The 20548-nt window shown below is 46.7% G+C and carries 11 protein-coding genes; 10 read left to right on the top strand and 1 reads right to left on the bottom strand.

Annotation, left to right across the window (positions count from 1 at the left end; all coding sequences use genetic code 11):
• Positions 1–536 precede the first annotated feature (536 nt).
• Positions 537–4643, top strand: a complete 4107-nt coding sequence (gene rpoB, locus HF322_RS05935) for a DNA-directed RNA polymerase subunit beta (protein ID WP_169392486.1) — start codon at positions 537–539, stop codon at positions 4641–4643.
• A gap of 143 nt (positions 4644–4786) precedes the next feature.
• A complete protein-coding gene (gene rpoC / locus HF322_RS05930; protein WP_169392485.1) occupies positions 4787–9007 on the top strand; it encodes a DNA-directed RNA polymerase subunit beta' in 4221 nt (1406 codons plus the stop codon).
• 170 nt (positions 9008–9177) lie between these two features.
• On the opposite strand, the gene HF322_RS05925 is transcribed toward rpoC, so the two are convergent.
• Complete coding sequence (locus HF322_RS05925) at positions 9178–11829, bottom strand: penicillin-binding protein 1A (RefSeq protein ID WP_169392484.1); 2652 nt, start codon at positions 11827–11829, stop codon at positions 9178–9180.
• 182 nt (positions 11830–12011) lie between these two features.
• On the opposite strand from HF322_RS05925, the gene HF322_RS05920 reads away from it, so the two are divergent.
• The 8 genes from HF322_RS05920 to HF322_RS05885 all read left to right on the top strand — a co-directional run bounded on the left by HF322_RS05920 (position 12012) and on the right by HF322_RS05885 (position 20504).
• Positions 12012–13067, top strand: coding sequence for a pilus assembly protein PilM (locus HF322_RS05920; RefSeq protein WP_169392483.1), 1056 nt, complete (start codon positions 12012–12014; stop codon positions 13065–13067).
• Entirely contained in the window at positions 13067–13741 is a 675-nt protein-coding gene (locus HF322_RS05915; protein WP_169392482.1) for a PilN domain-containing protein, read from the top strand. The genes HF322_RS05920 and HF322_RS05915 overlap by 1 nt, the downstream gene beginning before the upstream one ends.
• Positions 13738–14481, top strand: a complete 744-nt coding sequence (locus HF322_RS05910) for a type 4a pilus biogenesis protein PilO (protein WP_169392481.1) — start codon at positions 13738–13740, stop codon at positions 14479–14481. Before HF322_RS05915 ends, HF322_RS05910 begins: the two co-directional genes overlap by 4 nt.
• Positions 14481–15023, top strand: a complete 543-nt coding sequence (locus tag HF322_RS05905) for a pilus assembly protein PilP (protein ID WP_223193191.1) — start codon at positions 14481–14483, stop codon at positions 15021–15023. Before HF322_RS05910 ends, HF322_RS05905 begins: the two co-directional genes overlap by 1 nt.
• Before the next feature lie 27 nt (positions 15024–15050).
• On the top strand, positions 15051–17450 hold the full coding sequence (gene pilQ, locus HF322_RS05900) for a type IV pilus secretin PilQ (protein ID WP_169392480.1): 2400 nt from the start codon (positions 15051–15053) through the stop codon (positions 17448–17450).
• Between the two features lie 156 nt (positions 17451–17606).
• On the top strand, positions 17607–18185 hold the full coding sequence (gene aroK, locus HF322_RS05895; RefSeq protein WP_169392479.1) for a shikimate kinase AroK: 579 nt from the start codon (positions 17607–17609) through the stop codon (positions 18183–18185).
• 62 nt (positions 18186–18247) lie between these two features.
• Positions 18248–19384, top strand: coding sequence for a 3-dehydroquinate synthase (gene aroB, locus HF322_RS05890; protein ID WP_375138529.1), 1137 nt, complete (start codon positions 18248–18250; stop codon positions 19382–19384).
• A gap of 79 nt (positions 19385–19463) precedes the next feature.
• Complete coding sequence (locus HF322_RS05885) at positions 19464–20504, top strand: hypothetical protein (protein WP_169392478.1); 1041 nt, start codon at positions 19464–19466, stop codon at positions 20502–20504.
• Positions 20505–20548: the final 44 nt, after the last annotated feature.

The raw sequence follows: 20548 nt of genomic DNA, 5'->3' as shown, positions 1-20548 counted from the left end.
GACCTTTTGTGTCTACCAACATTTTGTAAGCATAATCTGGTGGATACCCATCAAAAGGACAGACAATTTACATGCATGTGCCAATGCCAGAATTTTTATTTTCTTGATGATGCTAAATGTCATTTGACGTTTGGCATTTTTCTGCGTCTGCGCGCTTTATGATTTTATATTTTATAATGAAGCTTTACTAGGCGTAATAAGAGTGAAAATCGACACCGTCACTCTTTGTATTTAACCATATTATTTAATTTTTGATTATGATTTGTCAATCAGATATTAAATTATTGGGTATTGAAATTCTGACAAAAACCGCCATGTCATTGAGCTTGAATTATTTTTCCTCTAATTTTAAGCCATAGATTATTTAATTTAAGGATTGACTTGAAGTTATTTTTTGGGATATTCCTTAAAATGAATCAAGGCAATGGTTAATTGAAAATAGTTTAGCGTTACGTAAGCATTTTCGTGATCTTAGGGCTGATAGGGCACTAAGTCACGCTTTTTCATTGTTTTCACGACTACTGTAAGGACTTTCGATGGCATATTCCTATACTGAAAAAAAGCGTATTCGCAAAAGTTTTGCTGAATTGCCCGCTGTGATGGACATTCCCTATTTATTGTCTATTCAAGTAGATTCTTACGAGCAGTTTTTGCAAGAGCATAAAAAGCCCAAAGCTCGTGAGAATATTGGTTTACAAGCTGCTTTTTCCTCTATTTTTCCGATCGAAAGTCATTCGGGAAATGCAGAGCTTCAGTTTGTTGAGTACTATTTAGGAACTCCTGAATTTGATGAGCGCGAGTGTATCCTTCGCGGTTCAACGTTTGCCGCTCCCATGCGTGTTAAAATCCGTCTGATTATTAAAGACAAAGACAGCAAAGATAAAGACAGTAAAGCGGCGATTAAAGACATTCGTGAGCAAAGCGTTTATATGGGTGAAATTCCACTCATGACTGCTAACGGTACGTTTATTATTAATGGTACCGAGCGGGTGATCGTATCGCAATTGCACCGCTCACCTGGGGTATTTTTTGACCATGATAAAGGCAAATCGCACTCCAGTGGTAAAGTGCTTTATAACGCTCGCATCATTCCTTACCGTGGTTCATGGCTTGATTTTGAATTTGATGCCAAAGATTTGGTATTTGCGCGGATTGACCGTCGCCGTAAGCTGCTAGCCTCGATAATTTTACGAGCGCTTGGTCTTGATACAGCAACCATCTTAGATTTGTTCTTTGACAAAGTTTCAGTTTATAAAGGTGAAGATCAGTTTGAAATTGATCTTGTTGCCGATCGTCTTCGTGGCGAGATGGCTCAGTTCGATATCGTATCGCCTGAAGGTGAGGTAATCGTTGAGCAAGGCAAACGCATTAACGCGCGCCGAATTCGTCAGCTTGAAGAAGCCGGAATGACCAAAATTGCCGTTCCTGATGAATACCTTTATGAGCGCATTTTAGCTCAAGATATTATCGTTGATGACGAGGTAATTGCTCGCGCGAATACCTTGATTGACCACGAATTATTGGTAAAAATCAGCGCTGCTGGTATTAAAGAATTTAGCATTTTATTCACCAATGACATCGATCAAGGCACTTATATTGCCGATACCCTTCGTGCTGATTCTACCTCAAGCCGTGAAGAAGCATTGATCGAAATTTATAAAGTCATGCGACCAGGCGAGCCACCAACGGTTGATACTGCTGAAAAGCTGTTTGAAAGCATGTTCTTTAACGCCGATCGCTATGACTTATCCAATGTTGGTCGGATGAAATTTAACCGCCGCTTGGGTCTTGAGTTTGAAAACACCGATGATCCTGATGTTCAGCGCGCCCGCAGCGTTCTTACCAATGAAGACATTATCAATGTTTTAAAAGAGCTGATCGAAATTCGTAACGGTCGCGGCGAAGTTGATGATATTGACCATTTAGGAAACCGCCGGATTCGCTCAGTGGGCGAGATGGCTGAAAACCAATTCCGCGTGGGACTGGTTCGCGTTGAGCGTGCGGTTAAAGAGCGTCTAAGCTCAGCGGAATCTGACAACTTATCACCACAAGATTTGATCAACTCAAAACCAGTGGCGGCGGCAATCAAAGAATTCTTTGGTTCAAGTCAGTTGTCACAGTTTATGGATCAAAATAACCCCTTGTCGGAAATTACCCATAAGCGCCGTGTTTCAGCGTTAGGTCCTGGTGGTTTGACCCGTGAGCGTGCAGGATTTGAGGTTCGTGACGTTCATGATACTCACTATGGTCGCGTCTGCCCGATTGAAACGCCAGAAGGTCCAAATATTGGTTTGATCAACTCATTAGCCGTTTTTGCAAAAACCAACAGCTTTGGCTTTTTAGAAACGCCGTATCGCCGCGTGGTTGATGGCAAAGTAACTGATGAGATCGAGTACTTATCTGCGATCGAAGAAGTTGGCACAGTGATTGCGCAAGCGGATTCGCCAATGAATGACAATGGCGAGCTAAGCGATGAGATGGTCAGCGTTCGTAGCTATGGCGAGTTTGTGCGGATGCCTGCAGATAAAGTGACGCATATGGATGTGTCACCAAGTCAGGTTGTTTCCGTTGCCGCAAGCTTGATTCCGTTCCTTGAGCATGACGATGCTAACCGAGCATTGATGGGATCAAACATGCAGCGCCAAGCCGTGCCAACGCTTCGCGCCGATAAGCCTTTGGTTGGCACCGGAATGGAGCGTCACGTTGCTCGTGACTCTGGCGTTTGTGTGATTGCCAAACGTGGTGGCGTGATTGAAGATGTGGATGCTTCGCGGATTGTCGTTCGTGTGAACGAAGAAGAAATGACCGCAGGTGAAGCCGGTATTGATATTTATAACTTGATCAAATATACCCGCTCTAACCAAAACACGTGTATCAACCAGCGCATCATTGTCAACCAAGGCGACAGCATTGCCTCAGGCGATATTTTAGCCGATGGTCCATCAACCGATTTGGGCGAATTGGCGCTAGGTCAAAATATCCGCATCGCCTTTATGCCTTGGAATGGTTACAACTTTGAAGACTCCATCTTATTGTCTGAAAAAGTGGTGAAAGAAGACCGTTTTACTACGATCCACATTCAAGAATTAACTTGTGTGGCGCGTGATACGAAGCTTGGTACGGAAGAGATTACCGCTGATATTCCAAACGTTGGTGAAGCTGCGCTTTCTAACTTGGATGAAGCAGGGATCGTTTATATTGGTGCAGAAGTTGATGCCGGTGATATTTTGGTCGGTAAAGTGACGCCAAAAGGTGAGACGCAATTAACACCCGAAGAAAAACTACTTCGCGCGATTTTTGGTGAAAAAGCAGCGGACGTGAAAGACACCTCACTTCGCGTTCCAACGTCAAGCAAAGGCACGGTCATTGACGTTCAAGTCTTCACCCGTGATGGCGTTGAAAAAGACGCTCGCGCTCGCGCGATTGAAAAGTCGCAGCTTGACAGCTACCGTAAAGACTTAAAAGAAGAATTGCGTATCTTTGAAGAAGCGGCTCGCGGTCGTATTAGTAACCTGCTCAACGGTCAAAAAGTCAGCGGCGGTGCAGGGCTTAAAGCTGGAACGGTCATGACGAGTGAGGCGATGAAAGACATGTCGCTTGAAACCTTGCTTGACATTCAGCCAGTTGAAGAAGAAATCTCTGAGCGTTTGGTGCAGATTGCTGATTACTTGGTCGATAAGCAAAAAGACATCGACAGCAAATTTGCTGAGAAAAAACGCAAATTGACCGCAGGCGATGACTTGGCGCATGGCGTTCAAAAAATTGTTAAAGTTTATTTGGCAGTGAAACGCCGCATCCAGCCTGGTGATAAAATGGCAGGTCGCCATGGTAACAAAGGGGTGGTGTCACGAATCATGCCGGTTGAAGACATGCCGTATGATGAGCATGGCAACACCGTTGATATCGTGTTGAACCCACTTGGTGTACCCTCGCGGATGAACATCGGTCAGGTTCTTGAGACGCATTTGGGAATGGCAGCTAAAGGTCTTGGTGAAAAAATTGATGGGATGCTCAAAGCCCAAGCGGCAGTGAGCGAGCTTCGTGAATTTTTAGACAAAATTTATAACCAAGTTGGCGGTGAAGGCGTTGATTTAGACAGCTTGACGGATGATGATATCATTGCATTAGCGGGTAACTTACGTGAAGGTGTTCCAATGGGAACGGCGGTATTTGACGGCGCTCATGAGCATCAAGTCAAAGAGCTGCTTGAGCTTGCAGGGCTGTCACGTGACGGTCAGCAAACGCTTTATGATGGCAGAACTGGTCAAAAATTTGACCGTAAAGTGACCGTCGGCTACATGTATATGCTCAAGCTCAACCACTTGGTCGATGACAAAATGCATGCGCGTTCAACTGGATCTTACTCGCTAGTCACTCAGCAGCCGCTTGGTGGTAAAGCTCAATTTGGTGGTCAGCGCTTTGGTGAGATGGAAGTTTGGGCGCTTGAAGCTTATGGCGCAACCTACACCTTGCAAGAGATGCTCACCGTTAAATCGGATGACGTTGAAGGTCGGACGCGAATGTACAAAAACATTGTCGATGGCGAGCAGTACATGGACCCTGGAATGCCGGAATCATTTAACGTATTGACCAAAGAAATCAAATCGCTGGGAATAAATATTGAGTTAAAAGAAAGCAACTAGCTTTAATTAAGCCAAAAGCTTTGCTTTTTTTACCAAAAGTGGTCGCAATTGAGACTGCTTTTGGTGTTATCTCAACCTGATTCATTGCCTTCAGTTTGCAAGGATTAACCCCTTGCGGATGATTAAAAGAACGGAGACGCAACTTGAAAGATTTACTCGATATTATGCAAAGCTCTGCCGGAACTGGCAGCCGTGAGTTTGATAGTATTCAAATTACCCTTGCTTCCCCTGACACCATCAAATCATGGTCGCATGGTGAGGTCAAAAAACCTGAAACCATTAACTATCGCACGTTTAAACCTGAGCGCGATGGTTTGTTTTGTGCCAAAATTTTTGGACCTGTCAAAGACTTTGAATGTCTTTGCGGAAAATATAAACGCCGTAAATTCCAAGGCGTAATTTGTGAAAAATGTGGCGTTGAAGTCACGACCGCCAAAGTTCGCCGCGACCGAATGGGTCATATTGATCTTGCAAGTCCGGTAGCGCACATTTGGTTTTTAAAATCGCTTCCTAGCCGTATCGGTTTGCTTCTTGATATGACGCTTCGTGATATCGAGCGCGTCCTGTATTTTGAAAGCTATATCGTCACAGAACCGGGTTTAACCAGTCTTGAAAAATATCAGCTTCTTGATGATGAAGATTATTTTAAAGCCCTTGAAGAGTTTGGCGATGAATTTGTTGCCAAAATGGGCGCAGAAGCGATTCAAGACCTATTAAAAGACATTGATTTGGACGTTGAAATCGATGAGCTTCGTGAAGCCATTCCGCAAACAGGCTCTGAAACCAAGCTTAAAAAAATGTCTAAGCGCCTAAAATTGCTTGAAGCGTTTCGCGATTCAAACAACAAGCCTGAGTGGATGGTCATGACCATTTTGCCAGTCTTGCCACCGGATTTGCGACCGCTCGTTCCACTTGAAGGTGGTCGTTTTGCAACGTCTGATCTGAACGATTTGTATCGCCGCGTGATTAACCGTAATAACCGTTTAAAGCGCCTGCTTGAGCTGAACGCGCCGGACATCATCGTTCGTAACGAAAAACGTATGCTTCAAGAATCGGTCGATGCGCTTTTAGATAACGGTCGCCGTGGTCGCGCCATTACTGGCAGCAACAAGCGTCCCTTGAAATCGCTTGCCGACATGATTAAAGGTAAGCAAGGTCGATTCCGTCAAAACTTACTTGGTAAGCGGGTTGACTACTCAGGTCGTTCGGTCATCGTAGTAGGACCCACGCTGCGCTTGCATCAGTGCGGCTTGCCTAAAAAAATGGCGCTTGAACTGTTCAAGCCATTTACTTATAACAAGCTATTGACTCATGGTTTAGCCACCACAATCAAAGCCGCCAAAAAAATGGTCGAGCGCGAAGAGCCGCAAGTTTGGGATATGCTGGCGATGGTGATTCGCGAGCATCCTGTGCTGCTTAACCGTGCGCCAACGCTTCACCGTTTGGGATTGCAAGCATTTGAGCCGGTATTGATTGAAGGTAAAGCCATTCAGTTGCATCCGCTCGTTTGTACCGCGTTTAACGCCGACTTTGACGGCGACCAAATGGCAGTCCACGTGCCGTTGACGCTCGAGGCTCAGCTTGAGTCGCGCGCGCTTATGATGTCAACCAACAATATCTTATCGCCTGCAAACGGTGATCCGATTATTGTTCCGTCACAAGACGTGGTTTTAGGGCTTTATTACATCAGCCGTTCAGCAATCAATGCCAAAGGCGAAGGCATGGTATTTGCCTCGGTAAATGAAGCACTTCGTGCGATTGGTTCAAACGACTTGCATGTGAATGCCAAGATTAAAGTTCGGGTAACTGAAACGCATATCGATGAAGATGGCAACAAAACCAAAGAAACCAGTCTAAAAGAAACCGTGGCTGGTCGATTGCTCATTTGGAATGTGATGCCAAAAGGCATGTCGTTTGATGAGTGTAACCAAGAGATGACCAAGAAAAACATCTCACGCCTCATCAACTCGTGCTACCGTAAAATGGGCGTAAAAGACAGTGTCATGTTTGCTGACCAAATGATGTACCTTGGATTTGCGCAAGCAACGTTATCAGGCGTGTCAATTGGTCTTGATGACATGGTCATCCCGCCAAGCAAAAAACAAATTATCGATTTAGCAGACGCTGAAGTCCGCGAAATTGAAGATCAGTTTGAGCAAGGCTTTGTGACCGCCGGTGAGCGCTATAACAAAGTGGTCGATATTTGGTCACGAACCAACGATAAAGTTGCTAAAGCGATGATGGACAACTTAGCAACCGATAAAGTGATTAATGCTGAAGGTGAGGAAGAAGAGCAAAAATCCTTTAACTCAATCTTTATTATGTCGGACTCAGGGGCTCGTGGTAGCGCCGCTCAGATTCGTCAGCTTGCCGGAATGCGTGGATTGATGGCAAAACCGGACGGCTCGATCATTGAGACGCCGATTAAAGCGAACTTCCGTGAAGGCTTGACCGTGTTGCAGTACTTCATCTCAACTCACGGTGCTCGAAAAGGCTTGGCAGATACCGCGCTTAAAACCGCAAACTCAGGTTACTTAACCCGCCGTTTGGTTGATGTGGCGCAAGACTTGGTCATTACCAGCGATGATTGTGGTACTGAGCAAGGTTTGCTTATGACCCCGCACATCCAAGGTGGCGAAATCATCGAAAAACTTGGTGATTTGGTACTTGGTCGGGTGACGGCTCGTGATGTGACTTACAACGATGATGATTCAAAAGTCTTAGTGCCCGCAGGAACGCTCATTGATGAGCAGTGGGTCACGATTTTAGATGAAAACGCGATTGATGACATTTGGGTTCGCTCCGTCATCACTTGTGATGTGGCTCATGGCGTTTGCTCACAGTGCTATGGTCGTGACTTGGCTCGCGGTCATAAAGTGAACATTGGCGAGTCTGTAGGGGTGATGGCAGCTCAGTCTATTGGTGAGCCGGGAACTCAGTTGACCATGCGAACCTTCCACGTGGGCGGGGCGGCAAGCTCGGCTTCTGTGGACAACAGCATCTCCGTTCGTAACGGCGGTCAAGTTCAGTTCCATAATATGAAAACGGTTGAGCATACTGACGGTCACTTAGTTATCGTTTCGCGATCTGCTGAAATTGCCTTGACGGACGAGCTTGGTCGTGAGCGTGAGCGCTATAAAGTCCCTTACGGCTCAAGCGTGTTAGTTCGTGATAAAGACTTGGTTGATGCCGGTCAAACCATTGCCAAATGGGATCCGCATACTCATCCAATTATCACAGAATTTGCCGGTAAAGCGCGTTTTAGCGACATTACCGATGGTATGACAGCCACGGTGAAGATCGATGAAGCAACCGGCATGAGCTCGTTTGAGATTTTGGCAACGCGTGATCGATCAAGTGCCGCCAAAGACTTGCGACCAGCCATTATCTTAAACACAGATGAAGGTAAAGAAGTTGTTTACTTTCTTCCTGCTGAAACCATTATCCGTGTTGGCGATGGTGAAGAAGTGGCTGCAGGATCGGTACTCGGTCGCGTTCCACAAGCGTCATCAGGAACCAAGGACATTACCGGTGGTCTACCGCGCGTTGCTGATTTGTTCGAAGCACGTCGTCCTAAAGATCACGCCATTATGGCTGAGATGACCGGCGTGGTCAGCTTCGGTAAAGAAACCAAAGGCAAAAATCGCTTTATTATCACCAATGAAGATGGCGAAGTCCATGAAGAGCTGATTCCAAAATGGCGTCAAATCAACGTCTTTGAAAATGAGACGGTGGCTCGCGGTGAAGTCATTGCTGACGGTCCGCAAAACCCACATGATATTTTACGCTTAAAAGGTGAAACGGCGCTTGCTAACTATATCGTGAACGAGGTTCAAGAAGTTTACCGCTTGCAAGGCGTGAAGATTAATGACAAGCACATCGAAGTCATTATTCGTCAAATGCTGCGCAAGGTTGAAGTAACCGATGGCGGCGATTCAAGCTACTTCAAAGGCGATCAGGTTGAGTACGCGGATGTCAAAGCATTAAATGCTAAATTGATTGCGGAAAATAAATTCCCCGTTCAGTTTGAGCGTCAATTGCTTGGTATCACCAAAGCCAGCCTTGCAACCGAAAGCTTTATCTCGGCAGCATCGTTCCAAGAAACCACGCGCGTGCTGACAGCAGCGGCAGTTACTGGCAAAGTCGATGACCTTCGCGGCTTAAAAGAAAACGTGGTGGTTGGTCGCTTGATTCCAGCGGGAACTGGGCTTGCTTATCACAGATCGCGAAAAGAAAAATTGGAGCAATCGCTTCAAGACAATGATCTAAGTGCGGCGTTTGATATTACCGCCAGCACTGAGAACAAAGACTTTACCAGCTTTGATGAAGCCTTTGCCCAAGAGCTTGGTCAAGATAACTTATAAGTATTAGCAAAAAATAAAAAAGCCAGCTTAAACGCTGGCTTTTTTTATGGGTAATTAACATTTTGCTTACTCACCGTTAGGATCAAACTTGCAACTATAGTTAAAGCTTTAAGCGGCTCAATAAAAAAAGCTGACTTGGCGCCAGCTTTTTATCATTACCATTTTTAAGATTATTCCAGTGGCGGCATTTTTGTTGCAGGTGTTGGGTTTAGCGGTTTTTGGTTTTGTGCTGGTAACCGCTGATTGCTGACGCCATCGGTAAGTTCTTCTTCAAGCTCAGGCTGTTTTCGCTGCTGAGGTTTTGGAGCGACTGGTTTTTTTACGTCATCTAATTCATCGTCGTCATCAGATGCCACCAAACCTTCATCGGTCATTTCAATAATGCGCTGCTTTTGCTTTTCAGATTTAGCACGGTTATTTAAAGACACCCATTGATGGGGCGTATTTTTGAGCTGCGGTCGCATAAAGTCCATCCAAACGGGAAGGGCAGCAACACCGCCAAACTCGCGGCGTCCCATAGGGGTTGGCTGGTCAAATCCCATCCAAACAACGGTAGCATTGGTTGGATGAAATCCTGCAAACCAAGCATCTTTGGCTTCGTTGGTGGTTCCAGTTTTGCCTCCGATATCGCTTCGACCAAGGGCTAAGGCGCGTCTTGCGGTTCCGCGTTGAACCACATCGCGCAGGATATCTGCCATTTCATAAGCCACTCGTGGCTGCAAGATTCGCGGCGCTTGGGCAGCAACAACGTATTGAACCGCAGGCGCTTTTAAGCGATCAGCGGCTGGGCTGGCATCATAAATCAATGCTTCTTTTGCTGCCTTTAACGCATTGGCTTTTTCTTGCTCTTCAGCAGTGAGCTCACTGCCTTTTTTACCTTTTGATTTGTCTTTGGCTTTGTTGCTGTTGCTAGCGTCTTCAGCTTTCGCTTTTTCAGGAGCGTTATGATCTTCAATCAGCTTTTTATTGAGGTCTTCTAATTGCTCGTTAAAACAAACGGCACAAGCTTGCTTTGGATTGGCTTGGAACAACAGCTTATTGTCGTAGTTGTAAATTTGCTCAATAAAATAGGGCTGAACGCGGTGACCGCCGTTGGCAAAGGTAGCATAAGCTGTTGCCATTTGTAGCGGTGAAGCTTCCCCAGTTCCTAGGGCTAACGATAAAGTGGTAGGCAGCTTTTCTTTATCAAGACCAAATTGATCCAATAAATTGCGGGTGTCTGAGATGCCAACGGCTTGTAGTAAGCGGATCGAGACCAAGTTTCGTGATAAATATAAGCCGCGGCGCAGCGTCATGTCACCATAAAAACGACCGTCAGAGTTTTTAGGTCGCCAGCTGCCCACTTGGATTGGGCGGTCAGAAACGATACTGTCTGGGCGATAGCCTTTTTCAAGGGCGGTGGTATAAACCAACGGCTTGATAGTGGAACCCGGTTGCCGCCAGCCTTGAAGGGCGCGGTTAAATTTACTGTGCTCAAAATCAAAACCCCCAACCAACGCATTGACCGCGCCGGTATCGGGATTTAAAGATACCAAGCTGCCTTGGATTTTAGGAAGCTGAGCAAGCTTCCAGTTGCCGCCGTCAGTTTTGATCAGGCGGACGATGTCATTTTTACTGACCACTTGACCGGCATTTGATGGCGAGCCGCCAACGCGGTCGGCAGAGTAGTATTTGCGCGCCCAGCTCATCCCTGACCAATTGACCGTCACGGTTTCGCCAGAGGACATCAAGGCATCAAAGCTTCGGCTGCCAACGTTTAAAACTTTTGCCGGATACATGCTGCCATAGCGGTGGAACTTTTCAAGCGGCTCGTCGTGAGCTTCTGCGCCGCGCCAGCCATGACGGTGGTCATAAGCGACCAAACCTTTTAGCACAGCAGTTTCAGCGTCAATTTGCGCTTGGCTGTCAACCGTTAAGCGCACGCGCCAGCCGCCATTAATCACCTGATCCCCATAACGGTTGACCAAAGCATAGCGCGCCATTTCTGCCAAATAAGGCATATTCACATCAAGCTTTTCTTGATAAAGCTTCAAGCCGATTGGTGCTTTTAAGGCTTGATCGCGCTCAGCGGCGCTGATATAGCCAAGCTCATGCATCCGACCGATAATCCAGTTGCGGCGGGTCAGGGCGCGTTTTGGGTTGGCAACAGGATTATATTTAGAGGGCGCTTTTGGCAATCCTGCCAGCATTGCCATCTCAGCAATGGTTAAGTGATCAAGCGATTTGCTGTAGTATTTTTTAGCAGCCGCTTTAATACCATAAGCGCCTTCACCCAAATAGATTTTATTCACATATAAGGTTAAAATCTCATTTTTACTCAGCTCATCTTCCATTTTTCGCGCCAAAAACAGCTCGGTCAGCTTTCGGTTTAAGGTGCGCTCAGGGCTTAAAAAGTAGTTTTTAGCCACCTGCATGGTGATGGTTGAGCCGCCGGTTTGACCATCATCTTCTGTGACCACTTCGGTGACTGCGCGACCCAGACCTTTAATACTAATACCGCTGTGCTGAAAAAAGGTCGCATCCTCTGCTGCCAAAAAGGCATTGGTCATGTTTTTAGGAATTTGATCAAAAGTGACCGGAAGCGATAAGCGGTTGCCATATTGACCGATCAGTTTGTCATCACGGCTATAGATCTGCAGCGGCATCTCAAGACTTGCCGTTTTGATTTCTTGAACGCTTGGCAAGGTGGGCGACAAATAGATCGCCATTCCATAAAAACCAATGGGAACAGCCAGTATTAATATCAGCGCCAAGGCCAAACAGGCAACGACAAGCCCCACCAAATATTGGATGAGACGGACGGTAGCAGGGTTTTGGGTCATAATAAGACTTTTCATTAAAAATTGTGACAAATAATTTATTATACCTTGAAGCGGACTTTGAGGTGAGATTAAAAGTGTAATTTAAGAAATTTATTAAATCTAATCACTTGAATCTATCAGGGAAGTAACGTATTGTAGTTGACTATTACAAAAGTCCATCAAATTCATAAGGTATTGCGCTTGTGAGGCTATTTGCATCCAAAAGTCGGCATTTAATTGGGGTTGATATTTCCTCAACCTCAGTAAAAATGGTTGATATTCAGCGTCAGCAAGGCGTTTTTCATCTTAGGTCTTATGGGATTGAACGATTATTGCCCGGAGCTGTGGTGGACAAAATGATCGTCGATACCGAAGCGGTTGGCGATACGATTGCAAAGCTTGCAAAACGCTGTCAAGTGAGTGGCGCGGATGCAGCAACGGCGGTTTCAGGGTCATCGGTCATCACCAAAATCATCGATATGGAATCAGGGCTTAGCGACATTGAGCGTGAGGCGCAGATTCGCTTGGATGCTGATCAGTATATCCCTTTTCCTTTAGATGAAGTCAATTTAGATTTTGAGGTGATCGGACCGTCAGTCATTGATGATAATTTGGTTCAAGTGCTTTTGGTAGCTTCTCGATCAGAGAACGTCGATCAGCGCGTGGATGCGCTCACCTTTGGTGGTCTTAAAACTAAGATTATGGATGTGGAGTCGCATGCCATTGAGCGCGCTTTTGGCTTGATGGTTGACAGCTTATTTAATATGCCTGAGCTTGTGGCTCTCGTTGATATTGGTCATTACCAAACGACGCTTTATGTGGTCAAAAATGGCGAGTTTGTTTATAGCCGCGAGCAGCTATTTGGGGGCTTGCAATTAACCGAAGCCATTCAAAACCGTTATGGCTTATCTTTTGATGAGGCAACCATCAATAAGCGCGATCGCACCCTCCCCGATGATTATTATCCCGAAATTTTAACCCCATTTATGGAAAACGCCATTCAGCAAATCACAAGATCGCTGCAATTTTATTTTTCCTCAAGTCAGTACAATAGCATTGATCATGTGGTGCTGGCAGGGGGAAGCAGCTCCATTCCAGGGCTGTCCGGAATGGTTCAGCAAAAGCTTGGCGTTCCGGTCAGCGTGGCAAATCCGTTTATCAATATGACCGTCAACCCTTATCTTGACAATGAGCAGTTAAGTATTGATGCGCCAAGTTTAATGGCCGCTTGTGGCTTGGCATTGAGGAGCTTTGATTAATGGCTCGCATTAACCTGTTGCCCTGGCGGCAAGAAGAGCGCGAACGGCGAAATAAAGAATTTATCGCGTTGGTGGCAGCAGTCACGTTATTGGCGCTCCTTGCTGCGTTTGCCGCTTGGAGCTATTTTAACAGTCAGCTTAACGATCAGCGGGACGCCAATGCGCTCATTGAGCAAGAAAACAGCCGCCTAGATTCGGCGCTCAAAGAGATTGAGACGCTTGAGCAGCGCCGAGAAGACATCATTTCAAGAATGCAGGTGATTCAAGACTTGCAAGGTCGCCGTCCGATTCCGGTGCATTTATGGGATGATATTGCTCAGGGCATTCCGCCGGCCTTATATTTGACCAATATGAAGCGCGAGGGCGACCTGATTACCTTAACTGGATTTGCTGATAATCCAAACGTGGTGTCAAGCCTGATTCGCAATTTGGATAACAGCCAATGGATGGGCAATTCGGCGGTGCAAAATATCCAGCAAAATATCACCGCCTATCAAGCCGCGCCGCAGGTGGCAACACAAGCGCCAACAGCAGAGGGCGCGCCGCCAAGACCCGTTTATCCTGAAGACAGTTATGTTCAGTTTGTGATTACCACGCAAGTTCAATATGAGTCAAAACTTGAGCAAACGGATGCCGCAGCCCCAACAACTGCTGATGCTGGAGGTGGCGCATGAAGCTTGTCCGCAAAAAAATCTTATTAAAAAAGAAAAAAGTTGCCACGGATAAAAAGCCCTTTGATTTTAATGAATTTCGGCGCAGCTTTGAGTCGCTTGATCCTGAAAATTATGGCAGCTGGCCGCTTCCGGTTAAAATTACCGTGCTGTGCTTTATTGTTGGATTTATTGCCGCCTTAGCTTGGGCGCTTCCCATCAGCAGCAAAATTGATGAAATCAGCGCCGCTGAATCTGAGCAGCAAACGCTTCTTGACAGCTATCGCCAAAAAGAGTCAAAAGCGCGTCATTTACAAGCGTATAAATCGCAAGTGGCGCAGATGGAAACTGAATTTAATGCCCTTTTGGATCAGCTTCCTAAAGACACTCGAGTGTCTGAGCTGGTTGAAGGCATTAACATGACCGGCGTTGGCAGTAACATCCGTTTTCAAGACATCTCGGTTGAGCCTGAAGTGGAAAATGAGTTTTTTATTGAGCAGCCGATTCGCATTGCCGCGCTTGGCGATTATCATCAATTTGGCAGCTTTATCAGCGGTTTGGCAGCGCTGCCGCGAATCATTACCATGCATGATTTTGAAGTGAGTAATCCGCAGCCGACCCTTGATACCTTGCCAGAATTGACATTGGTGCTACAAACCAAAACGTATCGCTCAAAAGAAATTAAAGAAGATGAAGCGCCCGCCAATGGTGATGCGCCAGCCGCTACTGAGACGGCGACCACTGATTCGGCAGGAGGCAACTGATGACAAAGCAACTGCCTAAATTTGCCCTACCTAAAATCGTCGTATTGATCATGGTAATGGGTCTGACCGGTTGTAGCGATCGGGTGGGGCAAGCTCAAGAAGCCATGGAACAAATCCGCAATGAGCCTGCTCAGCCCATTGAGCCGCCGCCAAAAGCTGAGGTCATTGAGGATTTTGTGTATCGCTCAAGCTTGCTGCGAAGCCCTTTTTTACCGCCAAGCTTGGTGAACGTTCAAGCGCCAACCGCGCCCATCGATGGCGTTCGCCCAGACATCAGCCGCGAAAAAGAGCCGCTTGAGCAGTTTGAGCTTGAGCAGCTGACGTTTCGCGGTATGGTCATCTCCCCTGAAGGTCAGCAGTTTGCACTAATTTCGCGTCCTGATGGCTCGGTGGCAAGCGTCAAGGTCGGCGATTATATTGGTCTTAATGACGGCCGAATTGTTGAGATTACCCCGACCCAAATTAATTTGATTGAAATTGTGCCAGACAGCCGCGCGGGCTTTGTTGAACGACCGCAATCGCTGGTGTCACCCATCAGCTAAGTTGGCAAATTTTTTGAGGAATAACCAATGACCAAACGCCAAAAACGGGGCGCTGCCCTGAGCCATCACCGTGCCTCAAGGTTTGCCGCCTCTGCGCTTGCGATCAGCCTTGTGGCGATCACAACCACTGCCTACGCCGATCAGCGCATCAATAACGTCACGGTTACGCAAACTGCGCCTGCTGTTACTCAATTGCGCCTAAGCTTTAATGGTGCGCCCGTTCAGCCGACTGCGTATCAGCTTAAAGACCCCAATCGCTTGGTGCTTGATTTTGACAACGTTCAAAACGGTTTGGTCAATCGATCGACCGACTATAATACCGGACTTGTGAACAACATCACCACACTGAACAATGACAAAACGACTCGGTTGATCGTTGGGCTGTCGCAAGATGGCAGTTACACGACAGCAGTCAGCGGTAATGAGCTGCTGCTGACCATCACTGAGCCGAATCGCTCAAATAACACCGTCATCCGCCGAGCTGTTAGACCGCAATCAGTTGCCACTGCGGCTTTGGTAACGCAGCCTAGCATTATAGGAGATGACGCTGCGATTGCCACGACAGCTGTGGTCACCCCGATTATCGAAACCAGCAGCACGGAAGTCACCCCAATCGTTGCAAGCAATACGGTCATTAAGCCCGAAGTCCCAACGGATACCATGATCGTTCGGGTCAATCCGCTTCTTGATCCTAAACTTGCCTCAAATCAAGTCAGTCGGCAGTACAATTATGATGGTTTAAGCGCACTGAACTTTACCGCAGGCGGTAACGGTGGCGGCAATATCAATATTGCCCTTGCTAATGAAGCCATTCCGGTTGATGTTCAGCGTCAAGGCAATAAGCTGGTGGTTCGTTTAACCGGAAGTACCGTTCCGCGCCATTTGCTGCGCCGCTTGAGCATTAATAACGGCTTGGTCTCTAGCATTGATACCAAAAACCAAGGTCAAAATGGTGTTATTACCATCAATATGACTGGCGATTACGAATACCAAGCCTATCAATCGGGAAATCAATTAAACATTGGCATCAGTAAGCCTGAACTCTTGCGTGAGCCGACCATTGAAGAAAAGGTTTATTCCGGTGAGGCGCTGTCAATGGAGTTTCAAGACGTTGAAATCCGCAGCGTTTTGGATATTTTAGCGCAGTTTACCAGCATGAATATTGTGGCAAGCGACTCGGTTGCCGGAAACATCACCTTGCGACTGATTAACGTACCTTGGGATCAAGCGCTTGACATCATTTTAAAAAGTAAAAATTTAGGAAAACGCGAAAATGGCAATGTCATTTTGGTGGCACCCTCAGCTGAGCTTGCCCAGCAAGAAGCGCAAGAGCTTGAAGCTCAGCGCGCCGTTGAAGCCTTTGAGCCGCTTCGAACCGAGTATATCCGCTTAAGCTATGCCAAAGCGGCGGACGTTTTAAACTTGATCTCACAAGGCAGCGGCGCGACCAATCGCGGCACAGGAACCACCGCGACTACCATTGATGACAACAATACCTTGCTGTCCAATCGCGGAACCGTCACCGTTGATGAGCGTACCAACACGTTAATTGTCAAAGACGTCGCCACCAGTATCGAAAATATTCATAAGCTCATCAGCAAAATTGACATTCCGGTGCGTCAAGTGATGATTGAGGCGCGAATTGTCAGCGCAAGCGATACCTTTAGTAAAGAAATTGGCGTTCGTTGGGGCATTTTATCCAATGGCGCGGCAAACAACCGCAACTTGCTGGTTGGCGGTAGTAACCAAACCATTTGGGATTTAAAAAACTTTGACGTTGAAAGCACGACCATCAACGGTCAAACCGTCACTTACCCAAAATATGACATCAGCCGACCTGACAACTTAAACGTTGATCTTGGTATTGACAATCCGGCTGGTCGTATTGCCTTTGGTCTCTTAAGCATGTCCGATTTTATGCTTGATTTAGAATTGTCTGCCTTGCAAGCGGACAACCGCGGGGAAGTCATTTCAACGCCAAAAATTTTAACCGCGGATAAACAAACCGCAAAAGTCTCCTCAGGAACGCAGATTCCTTATCAAGAAGCGTCGGCAAGTGGGGCGACCACCACCAGTTTTAAAGAGGCAGCGTTAAGTTTAGAGGCAACGCCGAACATCACCCCCGATGGCAAAATTGGCTTGCAATTAAATATTAGTAATGGCACGCCAACCATTATTAATGGCGATGTGGCAATTTCTGAAGACTCTATTTCAACCAACGTGATCGTTGAAGACGGTCAAACCATTGTGTTGGGCGGCGTGTTTAAAAACCGCAACTCAACTGGGGTTGAAAAAGTACCCTTTTTAGGGGATTTGCCTTATATTGGCAAAGCCTTCCGCCGTGATATGCGCAGCACCGACAAGCAAGAGCTGCTCATTTTTGTGACGCCAAAGCTGATCAATGATGGCATTAGCCGGTTGGATTAATCGCGATGCATTAAAGTCATGTGATCATGGTGATTGAAAAAAGCAGGCTGCCAAGCTTGCTTTTTTTATGGTTAAAATTTATGAATATTAAAGCTCATTACTAGCCAGAATAAAGCTTACGATGTATGATAGCTCATTTAGCTTAAGTTGGGTGATATGGTAGAATCGTTGCCATCAATATTTATTGTAGGACCAATGGGCGCCGGAAAAACGACGATTGGGCGCCTGCTTGCCAAGCAGCTTGGTCGCGAATTTGTCGACAGTGATTGGTTTATTGAGGCGCAATCGGGCGCAGATATCGCTTGGATTTTTGCCAAAGAGGGTGAGGCAGGATTTCGTTTGCGCGAGCGCCGAGCCATTGATGAGTTGACTCAGCGTCCAAATATCATTTTGGCAACGGGCGGCGGCGCAGTGATGAATGAAGACAACCGAAAAGCCCTTCATGATCGTGGTATTGTGGTTTATTTAAATGCGCCGGTCGAGGTTCAGCTTGCCCGAACGGCAAAAGACAAGTCACGACCACTTTTGCAGCACCCAAACCCAAGACAAGTCTTACAAGCGCTTTATCAGCGCCGCGACCCGTTATACCGAGAGGTTGCTCATATTATTTTGCCAACGGGTCACACCTATCCACGCCATATGGTTCAACAGCTCATCGAACAGCTTGATAAGTTGCCGGGCGTTTGCTTGGATTTAAGCGCCATTAAATTAACGGCTCATGAGGATGAAGGTTGATTGCCAATTTGGTTTATAATGGTCAATGAGCAGTTGCGCCAAAACATATTTAGGAGTAGAGGATGACCCTAACCACATCAATGCCAACGCTTCATAAAGGCGATGACGGCTTATGGGTTCGCGCCCAAAGCCACGATTATCCGATTGTTATTTCGCAAATGGCACATGAGGCGCAGGCAACGGCAGATTATATTGCGCCCTTTATCAAAGGTCAGCAGGTCTTAATTGTCAGCAATGACACTGTTGCCCCGATTTATTTGGCAGATTTGCAGCGAAAGCTTGAAGCAAGCTTTACGGTTGCCACTTGTGTGTTGCCCGATGGTGAGCAATACAAACACCAAGACAGCATCAACCGGATTTATGATGTGCTGATGGATCATCACTTTAACCGCGATGTGACTTTAGTTGCGCTTGGCGGCGGTGTGATCGGTGATATGACTGGATTTGCAGCGGCAAGCTTTATGCGCGGGGTTGATTTTATTCAAATCCCAACAACCTTATTATCCCAAGTCGATTCAAGCGTTGGCGGTAAAACAGGGATCAATCACCCTAAAGGTAAAAACATGATTGGCGCGTTTTGGCAGCCGCAAATGGTGCTTGCGGATATGGCAACGCTCAAAACCTTGCCGCCGCGAGAACTGTCAGCCGGGCTTGCCGAGGTCATTAAATATGCCTTGATCATGGATGAGGCGTTTTTGGTTTGGCTTGAGGACAATTTGCCTGTCATGATGGCGCTTGATCTCACCGTTCTTGGCGAGGCGGTCAAACGCTGCTGCCAATATAAAGCCGATATCGTGGCAAGTGATGAGCGCGAATCAGGAATTCGGGCGATTTTAAACTTTGGTCATACCTTTGGTCATGTGATCGAAACTCATGAAGGCTATGGCAATTGGCTTCATGGCGAAGCGGTCGCCGCGGGCATGGTTCAAGCCGCAAAACTCTCGCAAAAGCTTGGCTGGCTAACGGCTGATGACGTTTCCCGAGTGGAGCGCGTTTTAACTTTGGCAAATCTGCCTATTGTTCCGCCGCCCATTGCCGTTGATACCGCCCTTGATCTGATGGGGCACGATAAAAAAGTCAAGCACGGACAACTGCGACTGATTTTGTTAAAATCACTAGGACAAGCGGTCATTACCAAAGACTTTGACAGCTCGCTGCTTACCCAAGTGCTCTTGGAGCATTCCTGTCTTGAAAGCTAATTGATACGCTTAAGATCAGGCTTTGCTGACGGGCTTTGGGCAAAAGCATCGCTACTATTAATTTTGAAAGGATATTTTCATGGTCGCAACCTCACAAGCGACGCCTCAAGATAAAAAGTCAAATCGCCGCCAAGCGTTGATTTGGCTGATGATGACCATTATTCTTGGGGTTGTCACCGCTTTGGTTTGGATGGTTAACCAAACGCCAAAGGTGGTCACCAAAATTGAAAATGCACCCTTAACGGCGTCCGCACAACCGCTGACCACCGAGCTTACTCAGCCAACCCGCGTTGAGCCGCTGCATGAGCTTGATGCGGACGTTCAGCCGATCAGCTTTGAGGATACCATTCGCGACTTGCGCAACTATCCTGAAGAGTTTAAAGACAAGCGCTATTTGCTTGCCAATAAAGGCAAATGGACCGTTCAGGTGATGAACGTGGCTGAAAATGACGTCGTGGTCAGCTACCTTGATGGTCGCGACGATCGCGATAAGTTTTCTTATTTTCGCTACCGCGATGAGGACAACCAGCTGCGTTATATGCTCATTTATGGTTTGATGGGAAGCCCACAAGAAGCTATGGGCGCGGCAAAACTGGTCGATTTTGGGCTACCTGCAAATGTTCGCGTGTTGCCTGAAGAAATCAACCGCTATGTCAGCATCATCGACAACTATGAGCGCCCAGAACCGATTAAAGATTTGGGATCAAAACGGACGCGAGCGGTCAAATTGCAACCGACCAAGCGTGAAGTTCCAGTGCGACCAAGACCCCAGCCCAAACCTGCGCCTAAAAAAGAAGCGACTAAAGAGGACAGCAAATCGTCGTCAAATAAATCAGAAAGCATCAAGCAGTCCAAAGATCAGTCGCAAACGCTGTCAGTCAATGAAGAGCGTAAAGTGGCAGGGGATGACACCGCAAATAATTCAGCCGATAAAAAAGCTGAAGAAACTAAAAAGCCGCCTGCCGTTCCTGCGCCAAAACCGCCAAGCGATAGCAAATCTGATAACAAGTCTGAGAGCAAATCAGACAAAAAGTCAGAGGATAAAGCCAATAAAAATGCAGGCAAAGACAATGCTAAAGGCGACAGCATGAAAGAGCTGATTGAAGACAAGTCAAAATAACGGCTTGAAATATCAGTTAATAAAAACCCTGCCAATTGTGCAGG

The organism is Psychrobacter sp. MF31, assembly GCF_012847335.1.
GTDB lineage: Bacteria > Pseudomonadota > Gammaproteobacteria > Pseudomonadales > Moraxellaceae > Psychrobacter.
The sequence above is the reverse complement of the archived record's forward strand: the minus strand, read 5'-3'. Positions and strand labels throughout refer to the sequence as shown.

Bases quoted from the DNA above. Each gene is read 5' to 3' on its own strand.
- HF322_RS05885 (WP_169392478.1), top strand. From the start codon at position 19,464: ATGGTCGCAACCTCACAAGCGACGCCTCAAGATAAAAAGTCAAATCGC.
- aroB (WP_375138529.1), top strand. From the start codon at position 18,248: ATGACCCTAACCACATCAATGCCAACGCTTCATAAAGGCGATGACGGC.
- HF322_RS05905 (WP_223193191.1), top strand. From the start codon at position 14,481: ATGACAAAGCAACTGCCTAAATTTGCCCTACCTAAAATCGTCGTATTG.
- pilQ (WP_169392480.1), top strand. From the start codon at position 15,051: ATGACCAAACGCCAAAAACGGGGCGCTGCCCTGAGCCATCACCGTGCC.
- aroK (WP_169392479.1), top strand. From the start codon at position 17,607: ATGGTAGAATCGTTGCCATCAATATTTATTGTAGGACCAATGGGCGCC.
- rpoB (WP_169392486.1), top strand. From the start codon at position 537: ATGGCATATTCCTATACTGAAAAAAAGCGTATTCGCAAAAGTTTTGCT.
- HF322_RS05910 (WP_169392481.1), top strand. From the start codon at position 13,738: ATGAAGCTTGTCCGCAAAAAAATCTTATTAAAAAAGAAAAAAGTTGCC.
- HF322_RS05915 (WP_169392482.1), top strand. From the start codon at position 13,067: ATGGCTCGCATTAACCTGTTGCCCTGGCGGCAAGAAGAGCGCGAACGG.
- HF322_RS05925 (WP_169392484.1), bottom strand. From the start codon at position 11,829: ATGACCCAAAACCCTGCTACCGTCCGTCTCATCCAATATTTGGTGGGG.